Origin of the sequence: Enterobacter sp. 198 (genome assembly GCF_009025585.1) — a bacterium.
GTDB lineage: Bacteria > Pseudomonadota > Gammaproteobacteria > Enterobacterales > Enterobacteriaceae > Enterobacter > Enterobacter ludwigii.
The window spans coordinates 1-14,971 of the sequence record NZ_WCIM01000005.1 but is presented as its reverse complement, the minus strand read 5'-3'; the positions used below and the strand labels follow the sequence as shown (position 1 = coordinate 14,971).

Below are 14,971 nucleotides of genomic sequence, written 5' to 3'. Positions count from 1 at the left end.
ACATGTATGGGTGGTATCAGTATCTGGCAATTGTTGATCATTGCCGTCATCGTCGTGCTGCTGTTTGGCACGAAAAAGCTCGGTTCTATCGGCTCCGATCTGGGCGCGTCTATCAAAGGCTTCAAGAAAGCGATGAGCGATGATGAGAGCAAGCAGGATAAAACCAGCCAGGATGCTGACTTTACTGCTAAATCCATCTCCGAAAAGCAGGAAGAGGCGAAAAAAGAAGACGCTAAACGCCACGATAAAGAGCAGGTGTAATTCGTGTTCGACATTGGTTTTAGTGAGCTGCTGCTGGTCTTTGTGATTGGCCTGATAGTGTTAGGACCCCAGCGTCTGCCGGTGGCGGTGAAAACCGTTGTGGGCTGGGTACGCGCGCTGAGATCGCTGGCTTCGACCGTACAAAATGAGCTGGCGCAGGAACTTAAGCTGCAGGAGTTTCAGGAAAGCCTGAAAAAGGTGGAAAAGGCGAGCATGGATAACCTGACGCCTGAACTGAAAGCCTCAATGGATGAACTGCGTGAAGCGGCAGAATCCATGAAGCGCTCCTACAGCGTCAACGATCCTGAAAAGGCGAGCGATGAAGCCAACACCATCCACAACCCGGTGGTGAAGGACAGCGAAGCGCAGCGCGAGGGCGTTACGCCTGCCAGCGCGGAGCATCAGGCTACCGCGCCTGAACAAACGCCGCAGGAATCTGAACCGAAAAAACAGGCGCAGCCGGAAGCACCGGTGGTAAAAGCGGCTGACGTTAAGCCTGCCGCGCCTGTTTCCGAATCATCCCCCTCGTCGAGTGATAAAGCGTAAACATGGCAGTAGATGATACCCAACCGCTGATTACGCACCTCATAGAGCTGCGTAAGCGCCTGTTAAACTGCATTATCGCGGTTTTCCTCATTTTCTTATGCCTGGTCTATTTCGCCAATGATATCTACCAGGTTGTCTCTGCGCCGCTGATCAAGCAGATGCCGCTGGGGGCAACGATGATCGCAACGGACGTTGCATCACCGTTCTTTACCCCTATTAAGCTCACCTTCTGGGTATCGCTGATTGCCTCTGCGCCGGTCATTCTTTATCAGGTGTGGGCGTTTGTGGCGCCAGCGCTGTACAAGCATGAACGCAAGCTGGTTATCCCGCTGCTGGTATCCAGCTCGCTGCTGTTCTATATCGGCATGGCGTTCGCCTACTTTGTTGTCTTCCCGCTGGCCTTTGGCTTCCTGACGCATACCGCGCCGGAAGGGGTTCAGGTGTCGACGGATATCGCCAGCTACCTCAGCTTTGTGATGGCGCTGTTTATGGCGTTCGGTGTGGCATTCGAAGTGCCGGTAGCCATTGTGCTGCTTTGCTGGGTAGGAGTGACGACCCCTGATGACCTGCGTAAGAAGCGCCCGTATATCCTGGTCGGCGCGTTTGTGGTTGGCATGCTGCTCACACCACCTGACGTCTTCTCACAAACGCTGCTGGCAATACCGATGTATTGTCTGTTTGAAGTCGGCGTATTCTTCTCGCGTTTCTACGTGGGAAAAGGGCGTCGGTCGGATGACGAAGACGATACGTCGGAAAAGACCACTGAAGAGTAAAACCAGCCGCCCGTCAGGGCGGTTGTGCTATGGGGAATCGCATGTTTGATATCGGACTCAACCTGACCAGCTCGCAGTTTGCGAAAGACTGCGATGAGGTCGTCGCGCGTGCTTTTGCCGCCGGGGTGAAAGGGCTGCTCCTGACGGGAACCAACCTGCATGAAAGCGAGCAGGCGCAGCAGCTTGCTCAACGCTATGATCGCTGCTGGTCAACCGCTGGCGTGCATCCTCATGACAGCAGCCAGTGGACGCCGCAGAGCGCTGAAATCATACACAGGCTGGCGAAAACCACTGAAGTCGTGGCCATTGGCGAATGTGGTCTCGATTTCAACCGTAACTTTTCCACGCCAGCCGAACAGGAAAATGCCTTCACCGCCCAGCTCGCCCTGGCAGCAGAGCTTGGAATGCCTGTGTTTATGCACTGCCGTGACGCGCATGAGCGCTTCCTCGCCTTACTGGAACCCTGGCTCGATAAACTGCCCGGGGCGGTACTGCACTGCTTTACCGGTTCACGGCAGGAGGCGCTGGATTGTCTGGAACGCGGGTTATATCTGGGCATTACCGGCTGGGTTTGCGATGAACGTCGCGGGCTTGAGCTTCGCGAGCTGTTGCCGGTGATCCCGGCGGACCGCTTGCTTGTTGAAACCGACGCACCTTATCTGCTGCCGCGAGATATGCAACCCAAACCGGCTTCTCGACGTAACGAACCGGCCTATCTGGGGCATATTCTTGAGAGCGTAGCGCGCTGGCGCGGAGAAGACCCGCACTGGCTGTGCGCACAGACGGATGACAACGTGCGTCGCCTGTTCGGGATAGACGTTTAAACTTTGCGGAAGTCGGTGTTTTTCACGCTCTGCAATACCTGCTTATTCAGCAGGTTGAGCAACAGCATGGAGCGTGCTTCACCGTCAGGCTCGGCGAAAATCGCCTGTAAGCCCTCGAAAGCCCCTTCAGTGATGACGACGCTGTCGCCTGCGTAGGGGGTTTCCGGATCGGTGATGCCTTCAGGTTGCTGGTACACCGAAAGCTGATGAATCACCGTTGACGGGACCGTGGCCGGGTGAGCGCCAAAACGCACAAAGTGGCTGACACCGCGTGTGGCGCTGATGGTCGTGGTGTGAATCACTTCCGGGTCGAACTCAACGAACAGATAGTTCGGGAATAATGGCTCACTAACGGTCGTGCGCTTCCCGCGCTGCATTTTTTCAAGCGTGATCACGGGTGTCAGGCAATTTACAGACTGACGTTCAAGATGTTCCTGCGCGCGCTGAAGTTGCCCGCGTTTGCAATACAGTAAATACCAGGCCTGCATAATCACTCTTTCCCTTAGTTCGGGGCGCAAGCATATCAAAACCCTGGCGGGATCGCTAAGTTGATTATAATGGGGGAAAAGGGAACAGAATGCATAAGTTCACGCTAATTTAACAAAATTACAGCATCAAGCAGGCTTACGCCGTATAATGAAGCGCTTACAGAGAGGCCATGACTAACTGCATGAAATACCACGATCTCCGCGACTTCCTGACGCTGCTGGAAAAGCAGGGCGAACTCAAACGCATTACACTTCCTGTTGATCCTTATCTGGAAATGACAGAAATTGCTGACCGCACCCTGCGTGCCGGTGGCCCCGCTTTACTGTTTGAAAACCCCAAAGGGTATTCGATGCCGGTGCTGTGCAACCTGTTTGGCACACCGCGCCGTGTGGCGTTGGGGATGGGACAGGAGGACGTCACGGCGCTGCGTGAAGTGGGTAAACTGCTGGCGTTTCTGAAAGAGCCAGAGCCACCGAAAGGTTTCCGCGATCTGTTCGATAAACTGCCGCAGTTTAAGCAGGTGCTAAACATGCCAACCAAACGTCTGCGCGGCGCACCGTGTCAGCAGAAAGTGCTGGAAGGCGATGCGGTGGATCTGACAAAAATTCCTGTCATGCAATGCTGGCCTGAAGATGCTGCGCCGCTTATCACCTGGGGGCTCACCGTCACGCGTGGTCCGCACAAAGAGCGACAAAATCTGGGTATTTACCGCCAGCAGCTGATTGGCAAGAATAAGCTCATCATGCGCTGGTTGTCACATCGTGGCGGTGCCCTGGATTTCCAGGAGTGGTGTGCTGAACACCCGGGCGAGCGTTTCCCGGTTTCCGTTGCGTTAGGCGCCGATCCGGCCACGATTCTGGGGGCGGTAACGCCAGTGCCGGATACGCTGTCCGAATATGCCTTTGCAGGCCTGCTGCGCGGAACCAAAACCGAAGTCGTGAAGTGTATTTCTAATGACCTTGAAGTTCCTGCCAGCGCGGAGATCGTTCTGGAAGGTTACCTTGAGCAGGGCGAAATGGCACCGGAAGGGCCATACGGTGACCACACCGGCTATTACAACGAAGTTGATAACTTCCCGGTGTTTACCGTCACGCACATCACCCAGCGTGAAGATGCGATTTACCACTCCACCTATACCGGACGTCCACCGGATGAACCGGCGGTACTGGGAGTGGCGCTGAACGAAGTGTTTGTGCCGATCCTGCAAAAGCAGTTCCCGGAAATTGTTGATTTTTACCTGCCGCCGGAAGGGTGTTCGTATCGCCTGGCGGTGGTGACGATGAAGAAGCAATATCCTGGTCACGCTAAACGCGTGATGATGGGCGTATGGTCTTTCCTGCGCCAGTTTATGTATACCAAATTTGTTATTGTCTGCGATGATGATGTTAACGCCCGCGACTGGAATGACGTTATCTGGGCCATTACTACGCGAATGGATCCGGCGCGCGATACGGTGTTAGTCGAAAACACGCCGATAGATTATCTGGATTTTGCCTCGCCGGTCTCCGGCCTTGGCTCAAAAATGGGACTGGATGCCACAAACAAATGGCCCGGCGAAACCGAGCGTGAATGGGGTCGACCGATCAAAAAAGATCCTGCCGTGACCGCGCGCATTGACGCGATCTGGGATGAACTGGCCATAATGAATAACGGTAAACCTGAAACAGGCCGTTAAGCCCTATAGACTTCACGACAGAGAGAGCGAATGACAACCTTAAGCTGTAAAGTGACCTCGGTAGATGCTATCACCGACACCGTATATCGCGTCCGTTTAGTACCTGAAGCGGCATTCTCTTTCCGCGCCGGTCAGTACTTGATGGTCGTGATGGATGAGCGTGATAAGCGTCCCTTCTCTATGGCTTCTACGCCAGCAGAGCAGGAATTTATTGAGCTTCATATTGGTGCGTCTGAGCTTAACCTGTATGCGATGGCCGTCATGGATCGCATTCTGAAAGAACGTGAAATCGTGGTGGATATTCCTCACGGTGATGCCTGGCTGCGTGAAGATGAAGACCGTCCGCTGATCCTGATTGCGGGGGGAACGGGTTTCTCTTATGTGCGCTCTATCCTGCTGACGGCCCTGGCGCGTAACCCGGATCGCGATATCACCATCTACTGGGGCGGCCGCGAAGAGAAACATCTCTACGACCTGTCTGAACTGGAAGCATTAAGCGTCAATCATCCACACCTGCGCATTGAGCCGGTGGTGGAGCAGCCTGAAGAGGGCTGGCGTGGGCGCAGCGGTACGGTGCTGACGGCGGTGCTGCAGGATCACGGCACGCTGGCGGGACATGATATCTATATTGCTGGCCGTTTTGAGATGGCGAAAATTGCCCGTGACCTGTTCTGCAACGAGCGTGACGCGCGTGAAGACCGTCTCTTCGGCGATGCGTTCGCGTTCATTTAAATAAAAAACCCGCCCCTGACAGGCGGGAAGAACGGCAACTAAACTTTATCTCTTCGCCACTGGCGCCATAACTGCGTTGGCTGCGCGTGCTCACCCGAATCACTTACTTCCGTAAGCGCATCGGGCGCCGCTCGCGTGCCGCCGTGTTCTGGCGACACTGGCTGTAAGAACCCCTCGAAGAGTTACACTCGCTCAAATACCGTCGCGATACCCTGACCCAGCCCGATACACATCGTCGCCAGACCAAACTGAGCGTCTTTGCGTTCCATCAGGTTAATCAGCGTGGTGCTGATACGTGCCCCGGAACAACCCAGCGGGTGGCCGAGGGCGATCGCGCCGCCATTGAGGTTAATCTTGTCGTCTATCTGATCCATCAGGCCCAGATCTTTGATGCACGGCAGGATCTGCGCGGCAAAGGCTTCGTTCATCTCAAACAGATCGATATCACTGGTGGTTAAGCCTGCTTTTTTCAGCGCCAGCTTCGAGGCCGGCACCGGACCGTAACCCATAATGGACGGATCGCAACCCACCACCGCCATCGAACGCACCCGGGCACGAGGCGTCAGGCCTAATTCGCGGGCACGGCTTTCACTCACCACCAGCATCGCGGCGGCCCCGTCAGATAGGGCCGACGAGGTGCCTGCCGTTACCGTACCGGTGACCGGGTCAAACGCCGGGCGCAGCGTAGAAAGGGTTTCTACGGTGGTTTCCGGGCGAATCACTTCATCGTAGCTGAACTGCTTCAAAACGCCGTCAGCATCGTGACCACCGGTTGGGATGATCTCATGCTTAAATGCGCCGGATTGCGTTGCAGCCCAGGCGCGTGCGTGGGAGCGCGCAGCAAAGGTATCCTGCATTTCGCGGCTGATGCCGTGGAGGCGGGAAAGCATCTCAGCGGTCAGGCCCATCATTCCCGCCGCTTTCGCCACGTTACGGCTCATACCCGGGTGGAAATCAACCCCGTGGCTCATTGGCACGTGGCCCATGTGCTCCACGCCGCCGACCAGACAGGCCTGTGCATCACCGGTCATGATCATGCGTGCAGCGTCGTGCAGCGCCTGCATTGACGAACCACACAGACGGTTAACGGTCACCGCCGGAACTGAATGCGGGATCTCCGCCAGCAGCGAAGCGTTACGGGCGATGTTAAAGCCCTGTTCGAGGGTTTGCTGTACACAGCCCCAGTAAATATCGTCGAGCGCAGCGGGGTCCAGTGCCGGGTTACGCGCCAGCAGGCTACGCATCAGGTGCGCGGAGAGGTCTTCCGCGCGCACATTACGGAATGCGCCGCCTTTTGAACGGCCCATCGGGGTGCGAATCGCATCAACAATGACAACCTTTTCCATTGTGACTCCTTAAGCCGTTTTCAGCTCGCCAACCGGACGGGCTGGTTCAACTGCTGGGTAATAGGGTTCGTTATGGCGCGCTTTGTTACGCAGACCTTCCGGCACGTCATACAGCGGACCGAGGTGCTGGTACTGCTGAGCCATATCGAGATAACGGGCGCTGCCGAGCGTATCCAGCCAGCGGAACGCGCCGCCGTGGAACGGAGGGAAGCCGAGGCCGTACACCAGTGCCATATCCGCTTCTGCCGGGCTGGCGATAATGCCTTCTTCCAGGCAACGCACCACTTCGTTGATCATTGGAATCATCATTCGGGCGATGATTTCATCGTCGGTGAAGTCACGTTTCGGCTGGCTGACGTCGGCCAGCAGGCCATCCACCGCCGCGTCTTCTTCTTTCTTCGGCTTGCCTTTGCTGTCTTCTTTATAGCGCCAGAAGCCCAGGCCGTTTTTCTGACCAAAGCGGCTGGCGTCAAACAGGGCGTCAATCGCGTCGCGGTAATCTTTCTGCATGCGCTGCGGGAAGCCTGCCGCCATCACCGCCTGGGCGTGGTGTGCGGTGTCAATGCCGACCACATCCAGCAGATACGCCGGACCCATCGGCCAGCCGAACTGTTTTTCCATCACTTTGTCGACTTTGCGGAAATCCGCACCGTCGCGCAGGAGCTGGCTGAAACCGGCGAAGTACGGGAACAGCACGCGGTTGACGAAGAAGCCCGGACAGTCGTTGACCACGATTGGGGTTTTGCCCATTTTGCTGGCCCATGCCACGACTTTGGCGATCGTTTCGTCAGAGGTTTTTTCCCCACGGATCACTTCGACAAGCGGCATACGGTGCACCGGGTTAAAGAAGTGCATACCGCAGAAGTTTTCCGGGCGCTTCAGAACGCCTGCCAGTTCGCTAATCGGGATGGTGGAGGTGTTTGAGGCCAGTACGGTATCAGGACGAACCTTCTCTTCGGTTTCCGCCAGCACTGCTTTTTTGACTTTCGGGTTCTCAACGACCGCTTCAACGACCACATCCACACGGTCGAAACCGCTATAGTCCAGGGTCGGGTGGATTGTCGAGATCACCCCTGAGAGTTTCAGACCGTCAATTTTGCCGCGTTCCAGCTGTTTATTCAGCAGCTTGGCCGCTTCGGTCATGCCCAGCGTCAGGGATTTCTCGCTGATGTCTTTCATCACCACAGGCACGCCTTTCCAGGCCGACTGATAAGCGATGCCGCCGCCCATAATGCCTGCACCGAGTACCGCCGCATGTTTTGGCGTCTCAACATTTTTGGTCAGCTGTTTCGCCTTACCTTTCACGAATTGATCGTTCAGGAAGATGCCCACCAGTGCGCGAGCTTCATTAGTGTGCGCCAGCGGAACAAAGCTTTGGTTTTCCAGTTTCAGCGCTTCATCACGGCCAAAGCGGGCTGCGGCTTCAATCGTTTTAACGGCGGTAATGGGCGCGGGGTAGTGTTTGCCTGCCGTCTGCATCACCATCCCTTTGGCGATGGTGAAGCTCATGGCGGCTTCAATTTTGCTGAGTTTCAACGGTTCCAGCTTCGGCTGACGTTTGGCTTTCCAGTCGAGGTCGCCATTAATGGCCTGATGCAGAATGGCGAGGGAGCCTTCAATCAGTTTTTCTGGTTTAACAACACCGTCCACCAGGCCTATTTTCTGCGCCTGTTCCGCCCCGACATCTTTACCGGCGGCGATGATCTCCAGGGCGCTATCGGCACCCAGCATGCGTGGCATACGTACGGAACCGCCAAAGCCTGGCATGATGCCCAGTTTTGTTTCCGGCAGGCCGATGCGCAGGTCTGGCGTGGCCAGACGATAGTCGGTTGCCAGCACGCACTCGCAGCCGCCGCCCAGCGCGTAGCCGTTAACGGCGGAGACTGTCGGAACAGGCAGATCTTCCAGACGATTAAAGACGCTGTTGGCAAAGTGCAGCCACTGGCTCAGCTGTTCTTCCGGGACCTGGAACAGTGAAAGGAATTCGGTGATATCTGCACCGACAATAAAAGCCGCTTTGTTTGAGCGCAGCAGCAGTCCTTTTAATTCAGATTGTTTTTCAAGCACATCCAGCGCCTGGCCAAGACTGGCCACCGTCGCGGTATCAAGCTTGTTGACTGAGCCGGGGGCATCGAACACCAGTTCGGCAATGCCATCTTCCAGCCAGTTGAGGTACAGGGTGTCGCCTTTGTAGAGCATGTCAGTCTCCTGAATCCAGCAAGTGGATCTGGTCATACCAGATGAGACGGAGTGTGGGATTTATGTTAATAAAATGCAAATTTATCATTAAGAAATTGCTGCATTGATCACGGTCGGTGGAAATCACGCAGTCGGAGTCAGGTGTGCTAAGATGCGATGACTTGAGCTCAGAAAAATGAAAGGAAGAAAGATGGACTCACTGGCTTCGCTTTATAAAAATCATATCGTTACCCTACAGGAACGTACCCGTGATGTACTGGCGCGCTTTAAGCTGGATGCGCTGTTAATCCACTCCGGAGAGCTGATTAACACCTTCCTGGATGACCATGCGTATCCGTTTAAGGTCAACCCGCAGTTCAAAGCCTGGGTGCCGGTCACGCAGGTCCCAAATTGCTGGTTGCTGGTGGACGGGGTGAACAAGCCGAAACTGTGGTTCTATCTGCCTGTCGATTACTGGCACAACGTTGAGCCGCTGCCGACCAGCTTCTGGACGGAAGAAGTGGACGTTATCGCTTTACCAAAAGCCGATGGCATTGGCAGCCTCCTGCCAGCCGGGCGCGGCAATATTGCTTATATTGGCCCGGTTCCTGAGCGTGCGCTCGGTCTGGATATTCCGGCGGATAAACTCAATCCGAAAGGGGTTCTGGATTATCTGCACTACTATCGCGCTTATAAGACCGACTACGAACTTTACTGCATGCGTGAAGCGCAAAAAACGGCGGTAAACGGTCACCGTGCCGCCCATGAAGCGTTCCAGTCTGGCATGAGCGAGTTCGATATTAACCAGGCGTATCTGACCGCCACCGGCCACCGTGACACTGATGTCCCTTACAGCAACATCGTCGCGCTGAATGAGCATGCGTCCGTTCTGCACTACACCAGGCTCGATCACCAGGTGCCATCCGAGATGCGCAGCTTCCTGTTGGACGCCGGGGCAGAGTACAACGGCTATGCGGCCGACCTGACCCGCACCTGGGCGGCAAATGCGGATACCGATTTTGCACAACTGATTAAAGACGTTAACGATGAGCAACTGGCGCTTATTGGCACCATGAAAGCGGGAACCAGCTATGTGGATTACCACATCCAGTTCCATCAGCGCATCGCTAAACTGCTGCGTAAGCACCAGATCGTGAAAGACATGAGCGAAGAGGCGATGGTGGAAAACGATCTGACCGGCCCGTTCATGCCGCACGGTATTGGTCACCCGCTGGGCCTGCAGGTTCATGATGTTGCCGGTTTTATGCAGGATGATACCGGTACGCACCTGGCCGCGCCGTCTAAATATCCTTACCTGCGCTGCACGCGTATTCTTGAGCCGCGTATGGTGCTGACCATCGAGCCGGGTATCTACTTTATCGAATCGCTGTTAGCGCCATGGCGTGAAGGCCCGTTCAGCAAGCACTTCAACTGGGACAAAATTGAAGCACTGAAACCGTTTGGCGGTATTCGTATCGAAGACAACGTGGTGATCCACGAAAACGGTATTGAGAATATGACGCGAGACCTGAAGCTGGCCTGATGGATAGCTGGCTGATACCGGCTGAACCGGTCACCTTTGTTGAGGAAATTAAGAAGAGTCGATTCATTACGCTGCTGGCACATACCGACGGCGTTGAGGCGGCAAAAGCGTTTGTTGAGTCCGTTCGCGCGCAGCACCCTGACGCACGTCACCATTGCGTGGCGTGGGTGGCAGGGCCGCCGAACGATTCACAACAGCTGGGGTTTTCCGATGACGGTGAACCGGCAGGCACAGCCGGTAAACCCATGCTCTCCCAGTTGATGGGCAGCGGCGTGGGTGAAATCACCGCCGTGGTCGTTCGCTACTACGGCGGTATTTTATTAGGCACGGGTGGACTGGTTAAAGCGTATGGCGGTGGGGTTCAGCAGGCACTGAATATGCTGATTACCACCCGCAAAACGCCGCTCACCGAATATACTTTACTTTGCGATTACGGCCAGTTATCCGGCATTGAGGCATTGCTAAAGCAGTTTAACGGCGTCATCGCGCACAGTGACTATCAGGCAATGGTGCAACTGCGCGTGGCGCTTCCGCAGGCGGAACTGGCTGCTTTTTCAGCAAAGCTGGCGGATTTTAGTCGCGGTTCGTTGCAATTGCTGCCGATTGAAGAATAATCCCCACCTCACTTTTTTGAATACCAAAGGAAGCGGCAGAGATGCATTTTCGTGCCATTACCCGAATCGTTGGACTGCTGGTCATACTTTTTTCCGGGACGATGATTCTCCCAGGACTGGTAGCGCTTATCTACCGGGACGGCGCGGGGCGGGCATTTACCCAGACCTTCTTTGTCGCGCTGGCGATTGGCTCTCTGCTGTGGTGGCCAAACCGTCGTCAAAAGGGTGAGCTGAAATCTCGCGAAGGGTTTTTGATTGTTGTTCTGTTCTGGACAGTGCTGGGAAGCGTGGGTGCGCTACCCTTTATCTTCTCTGAACAGCCTAATCTGACCGTCACGGATGCGTTTTTTGAATCGTTCTCGGGTTTAACGACGACCGGGGCGACCACGCTGGTCGGGCTGGATTCCTTACCGCATGCCATTCTCTTTTATCGCCAGATGCTGCAATGGTTCGGGGGGATGGGGATCATCGTCCTGGCCGTGGCCATCCTGCCTATTCTCGGCGTCGGGGGGATGCAGCTTTACCGTGCGGAAATGCCGGGCCCACTGAAAGATAACAAGATGCGCCCGCGCATAGCCGAGACGGCGAAAACCCTGTGGCTTATCTATGTCTTACTGACGGTCGCCTGTGCGTTAGCGTTATGGTTTGCCGGGATGCCTGCATTCGACGCTATCGGGCACAGCTTTGCGACGATCGCCATCGGCGGGTTCTCGACCCACGATGCCAGCGTAGGTTACTTCGACAGCCCCACCATTAACACGATCATTGCCATCTTCCTGCTGATTTCCGGTTGTAACTACGGTCTGCACTTCTCCTTACTCAGCGGGCGTAGCCTGAAGGTGTACTGGCGTGACCCGGAGTTTCGCATGTTCATTGGTGTCCAGCTTACGCTGGTCATCATCTGTACCGTGGTGTTGTGGTTCCACGATGTCTATAACTCCGCGTTGACCACGTTAAATCAGGCGTTCTTCCAGGTGGTGTCGATGGCAACCACCGCCGGTTTTACAACGGACAGTATTGCACGCTGGCCGCTGTTCCTGCCGGTACTGCTGCTGTGTTCTGCGTTCATCGGGGGTTGTGCGGGGTCGACGGGCGGTGGCCTGAAGGTGATTCGTATTCTGCTGTTGTTTAAGCAGGGGAACCGTGAACTTAAACGTCTGGTCCACCCGAACGCGGTTTACAGCATCAAACTGGGTAACCGTGCCCTGCCGGAACGTATTCTTGAAGCGGTGTGGGGGTTCTTCTCGGCCTATGCGCTGGTCTTCATCGTCAGTATGCTGGCGATTATCGCGACGGGGGTGGATGATTTCTCTGCCTTTGCTTCCGTCGTAGCAACGTTGAATAACCTCGGGCCTGGCCTGGGGGTTGTGGCGGATAACTTTGCCAGTATGAACCCGGTCGCGAAATGGATCCTCATCGCCAACATGCTGTTTGGTCGTCTGGAGGTCTTTACGCTGCTGGTGCTGTTCACCCCAACATTCTGGCGCGAGTAAGGAGTCGTCGGTGAAAACACTTATTCTTTTCTCTACGCGGGATGGGCAAACGCGTGAGATTGCCTCATATCTGGCTTCAGAATTAAAAGAGCTGGGGATTTACTCTGATGTGGTGAACCTGAACCGCACGGAGCAGATAGCCTGGCAGGATTACGACCGTGTGGTTATTGGCGCGTCTATTCGTTACGGGCATTTCCATCCGGCGCTGGATCGTTTTGTGAAAAAGCATACGGCAGTGCTCAATAAACTGCCCGGGGCTTTTTACTCGGTCAATCTGGTGGCGCGCAAACCTGAGAAACGTACGCCGCAGACCAACAGCTATACGCGCAAGTTTCTGTTGAACTCTCCGTGGCAGCCTGACATCAGCGCCGTCTTTGCCGGCGCGCTGCGTTATCCGCGCTATCGCTGGTATGACCGCTTTATGATTCGCCTCATTATGAAGATGACCGGCGGCGAAACCGATACGCGTAAAGAGGTGGTGTATACCGACTGGTCGCAGGTCGCCAGTTTTGCGCGGGAGATCGCACATTTATCAGGCGATTCGCGGCTTAAATAGGCGTGACGTTTGAAAAGTGAGCGAACGAAAAGTTTTTTGTATTTTGTGCTTGTCACTTCAGAATAACTCCCTATAATGCGCCTCCACTGACACGGAACAACGGCACACACGCCGCCGGGTTAGCGGGGTTCAGAGATGAACACCAACAGAGAAAAGCAAAAATAAATGCTTGACTCTGAAGCGGGAAAGCGTAATATGCACACCCCGCGCCGCAGCGAAAACGAAGCGGCACTGCTCTTTAACAATTTATCAGACAATCTGTGTGGGCACTCAAAGTGACATGGATTCTTAATGTCTTCGGACAAAAAATGAATACCAAGTCTCTGAGTGAACATACGTAATTCATTACGAAGTTTAATTCACGAGCATCAAACTTAAATTGAAGAGTTTGATCATGGCTCAGATTGAACGCTGGCGGCAGGCCTAACACATGCAAGTCGAACGGTAGCACAGAGAGCTTGCTCTCGGGTGACGAGTGGCGGACGGGTGAGTAATGTCTGGGAAACTGCCTGATGGAGGGGGATAACTACTGGAAACGGTAGCTAATACCGCATAACGTCGCAAGACCAAAGAGGGGGACCTTCGGGCCTCTTGCCATCAGATGTGCCCAGATGGGATTAGCTAGTAGGTGGGGTAACGGCTCACCTAGGCGACGATCCCTAGCTGGTCTGAGAGGATGACCAGCCACACTGGAACTGAGACACGGTCCAGACTCCTACGGGAGGCAGCAGTGGGGAATATTGCACAATGGGCGCAAGCCTGATGCAGCCATGCCGCGTGTATGAAGAAGGCCTTCGGGTTGTAAAGTACTTTCAGCGGGGAGGAAGGTGTTGTGGTTAATAACCACAGCAATTGACGTTACCCGCAGAAGAAGCACCGGCTAACTCCGTGCCAGCAGCCGCGGTAATACGGAGGGTGCAAGCGTTAATCGGAATTACTGGGCGTAAAGCGCACGCAGGCGGTCTGTCAAGTCGGATGTGAAATCCCCGGGCTCAACCTGGGAACTGCATTCGAAACTGGCAGGCTAGAGTCTTGTAGAGGGGGGTAGAATTCCAGGTGTAGCGGTGAAATGCGTAGAGATCTGGAGGAATACCGGTGGCGAAGGCGGCCCCCTGGACAAAGACTGACGCTCAGGTGCGAAAGCGTGGGGAGCAAACAGGATTAGATACCCTGGTAGTCCACGCCGTAAACGATGTCGACTTGGAGGTTGTGCCCTTGAGGCGTGGCTTCCGGAGCTAACGCGTTAAGTCGACCGCCTGGGGAGTACGGCCGCAAGGTTAAAACTCAAATGAATTGACGGGGGCCCGCACAAGCGGTGGAGCATGTGGTTTAATTCGATGCAACGCGAAGAACCTTACCTACTCTTGACATCCAGAGAACTTAGCAGAGATGCTTTGGTGCCTTCGGGAACTCTGAGACAGGTGCTGCATGGCTGTCGTCAGCTCGTGTTGTGAAATGTTGGGTTAAGTCCCGCAACGAGCGCAACCCTTATCCTTTGTTGCCAGCGGTCCGGCCGGGAACTCAAAGGAGACTGCCAGTGATAAACTGGAGGAAGGTGGGGATGACGTCAAGTCATCATGGCCCTTACGAGTAGGGCTACACACGTGCTACAATGGCGCATACAAAGAGAAGCGAACTCGCGAGAGCAAGCGGACCTCATAAAGTGCGTCGTAGTCCGGATTGGAGTCTGCAACTCGACTCCATGAAGTCGGAATCGCTAGTAATCGTAGATCAGAATGCTACGGTGAATACGTTCCCGGGCCTTGTACACACCGCCCGTCACACCATGGGAGTGGGTTGCAAAAGAAGTAGGTAGCTTAACCTTCGGGAGGGCGCTTACCACTTTGTGATTCATGACTGGGGTGAAGTCGTAACAAGGTAACCGTAGGGGAACCTGCGGTTGGATCACCTCCTTACCTTAAAGAACCTGCCTTTGTAGTG

The 14,971-nt window shown here is 55.0% G+C and carries 13 protein-coding genes and 1 rRNA gene; 11 read left to right on the top strand and 3 right to left on the bottom strand.

The annotated features are described in order from the left end of the window. Positions 1 to 6: 6 nt before the first annotated feature. The 4 genes from tatA to tatD are packed head-to-tail and all read left to right on the top strand — an operon-like array spanning position 7 to position 2,404. Positions 7 to 261, top strand: coding sequence for a Sec-independent protein translocase subunit TatA (gene tatA, locus F8561_RS00970; protein WP_014172112.1), 255 nt, complete (start codon positions 7 to 9; stop codon positions 259 to 261). Between the two features lie 3 nt (positions 262 to 264). Next, on the top strand, positions 265 to 807 hold the full coding sequence (gene tatB / locus F8561_RS00965; RefSeq protein WP_020882873.1) for a Sec-independent protein translocase protein TatB: 543 nt from the start codon (positions 265 to 267) through the stop codon (positions 805 to 807). Positions 808 to 809: 2 nt separating this feature from the next. Continuing rightward, entirely contained in the window at positions 810 to 1,580 is a 771-nt protein-coding gene (gene tatC, locus F8561_RS00960) for a Sec-independent protein translocase subunit TatC (RefSeq protein ID WP_014172110.1), read from the top strand. A 41-nt stretch (positions 1,581 to 1,621) separates the two neighbouring features. Next, positions 1,622 to 2,404 (top strand): 3'-5' ssDNA/RNA exonuclease TatD, encoded by a 783-nt coding sequence (tatD, locus tag F8561_RS00955; RefSeq protein ID WP_020882872.1) that lies wholly within the window; start codon positions 1,622 to 1,624, stop codon positions 2,402 to 2,404. On the opposite strand, the gene rfaH is transcribed toward tatD, so the two are convergent. Beyond that, positions 2,401 to 2,892: a transcription/translation regulatory transformer protein RfaH gene (rfaH, locus tag F8561_RS00950; RefSeq protein ID WP_020882871.1), complete on the bottom strand. Its 492-nt coding sequence runs from the start codon at positions 2,890 to 2,892 to the stop codon at positions 2,401 to 2,403. The genes tatD and rfaH overlap by 4 nt on opposite strands. A gap of 170 nt (positions 2,893 to 3,062) precedes the next feature. On the opposite strand from rfaH, the gene ubiD reads away from it, so the two are divergent. Both ubiD and fre read left to right on the top strand, forming a co-directional pair. Further along, positions 3,063 to 4,568, top strand: coding sequence for a 4-hydroxy-3-polyprenylbenzoate decarboxylase (gene ubiD / locus F8561_RS00945; RefSeq protein WP_014172107.1), 1,506 nt, complete (start codon positions 3,063 to 3,065; stop codon positions 4,566 to 4,568). A gap of 30 nt (positions 4,569 to 4,598) precedes the next feature. Further along, the gene (gene fre / locus F8561_RS00940) at positions 4,599 to 5,300 is read left to right on the top strand and encodes an NAD(P)H-flavin reductase (protein ID WP_014172106.1); all 702 of its coding nucleotides are present in this window, start codon (positions 4,599 to 4,601) and stop codon (positions 5,298 to 5,300) included. Between the two features lie 182 nt (positions 5,301 to 5,482). Here the strand turns inward: fre and fadA are convergent, their stop codons facing one another. Both fadA and fadB read right to left on the bottom strand, forming a co-directional pair. Continuing rightward, entirely contained in the window at positions 5,483 to 6,646 is a 1,164-nt protein-coding gene (gene fadA, locus F8561_RS00935) for an acetyl-CoA C-acyltransferase FadA (RefSeq protein ID WP_151887059.1), read from the bottom strand. A 9-nt stretch (positions 6,647 to 6,655) separates the two neighbouring features. Further along, the gene (fadB, locus tag F8561_RS00930; RefSeq protein WP_040019225.1) at positions 6,656 to 8,845 is read right to left on the bottom strand and encodes a fatty acid oxidation complex subunit alpha FadB; all 2,190 of its coding nucleotides are present in this window, start codon (positions 8,843 to 8,845) and stop codon (positions 6,656 to 6,658) included. 190 nt (positions 8,846 to 9,035) lie between these two features. On the opposite strand from fadB, the gene pepQ reads away from it, so the two are divergent. The 5 genes from pepQ to F8561_RS00905 all read left to right on the top strand — a co-directional run bounded on the left by pepQ (position 9,036) and on the right by F8561_RS00905 (position 14,946). Beyond that, positions 9,036 to 10,367, top strand: coding sequence for a Xaa-Pro dipeptidase (gene pepQ / locus F8561_RS00925; protein WP_020882869.1), 1,332 nt, complete (start codon positions 9,036 to 9,038; stop codon positions 10,365 to 10,367). Then, positions 10,367 to 10,981: an IMPACT family protein gene (locus F8561_RS00920; RefSeq protein ID WP_020882868.1), complete on the top strand. Its 615-nt coding sequence runs from the start codon at positions 10,367 to 10,369 to the stop codon at positions 10,979 to 10,981. Before pepQ ends, F8561_RS00920 begins: the two co-directional genes overlap by 1 nt. Before the next feature lie 41 nt (positions 10,982 to 11,022). Then, on the top strand, positions 11,023 to 12,474 hold the full coding sequence (gene trkH / locus F8561_RS00915) for a Trk system potassium transporter TrkH (protein ID WP_025202793.1): 1,452 nt from the start codon (positions 11,023 to 11,025) through the stop codon (positions 12,472 to 12,474). Positions 12,475 to 12,484: 10 nt separating this feature from the next. Beyond that, on the top strand, positions 12,485 to 13,030 hold the full coding sequence (gene hemG, locus F8561_RS00910; protein ID WP_113657069.1) for a menaquinone-dependent protoporphyrinogen IX dehydrogenase: 546 nt from the start codon (positions 12,485 to 12,487) through the stop codon (positions 13,028 to 13,030). A 376-nt stretch (positions 13,031 to 13,406) separates the two neighbouring features. Further along, positions 13,407 to 14,946 (top strand): 16S ribosomal RNA (locus F8561_RS00905). Positions 14,947 to 14,971: the final 25 nt, after the last annotated feature.

Excerpts from the sequence above, each read along its gene's own strand:
- tatA (WP_014172112.1), top strand. The coding sequence starts at position 7 with ATGGGTGGTATCAGTATCTGGCAATTGTTGATCATTGCCGTCATCGTC.
- tatC (WP_014172110.1), top strand. The coding sequence starts at position 810 with ATGGCAGTAGATGATACCCAACCGCTGATTACGCACCTCATAGAGCTG.
- tatD (WP_020882872.1), top strand. The coding sequence starts at position 1,622 with ATGTTTGATATCGGACTCAACCTGACCAGCTCGCAGTTTGCGAAAGAC.
- rfaH (WP_020882871.1), bottom strand. The coding sequence starts at position 2,892 with ATGCAGGCCTGGTATTTACTGTATTGCAAACGCGGGCAACTTCAGCGC.
- ubiD (WP_014172107.1), top strand. The coding sequence starts at position 3,063 with ATGACTAACTGCATGAAATACCACGATCTCCGCGACTTCCTGACGCTG.
- fre (WP_014172106.1), top strand. The coding sequence starts at position 4,599 with ATGACAACCTTAAGCTGTAAAGTGACCTCGGTAGATGCTATCACCGAC.
- fadA (WP_151887059.1), bottom strand. The coding sequence starts at position 6,646 with ATGGAAAAGGTTGTCATTGTTGATGCGATTCGCACCCCGATGGGCCGT.
- fadB (WP_040019225.1), bottom strand. The coding sequence starts at position 8,845 with ATGCTCTACAAAGGCGACACCCTGTACCTCAACTGGCTGGAAGATGGC.
- pepQ (WP_020882869.1), top strand. The coding sequence starts at position 9,036 with ATGGACTCACTGGCTTCGCTTTATAAAAATCATATCGTTACCCTACAG.
- F8561_RS00920 (WP_020882868.1), top strand. The coding sequence starts at position 10,367 with ATGGATAGCTGGCTGATACCGGCTGAACCGGTCACCTTTGTTGAGGAA.
- trkH (WP_025202793.1), top strand. The coding sequence starts at position 11,023 with ATGCATTTTCGTGCCATTACCCGAATCGTTGGACTGCTGGTCATACTT.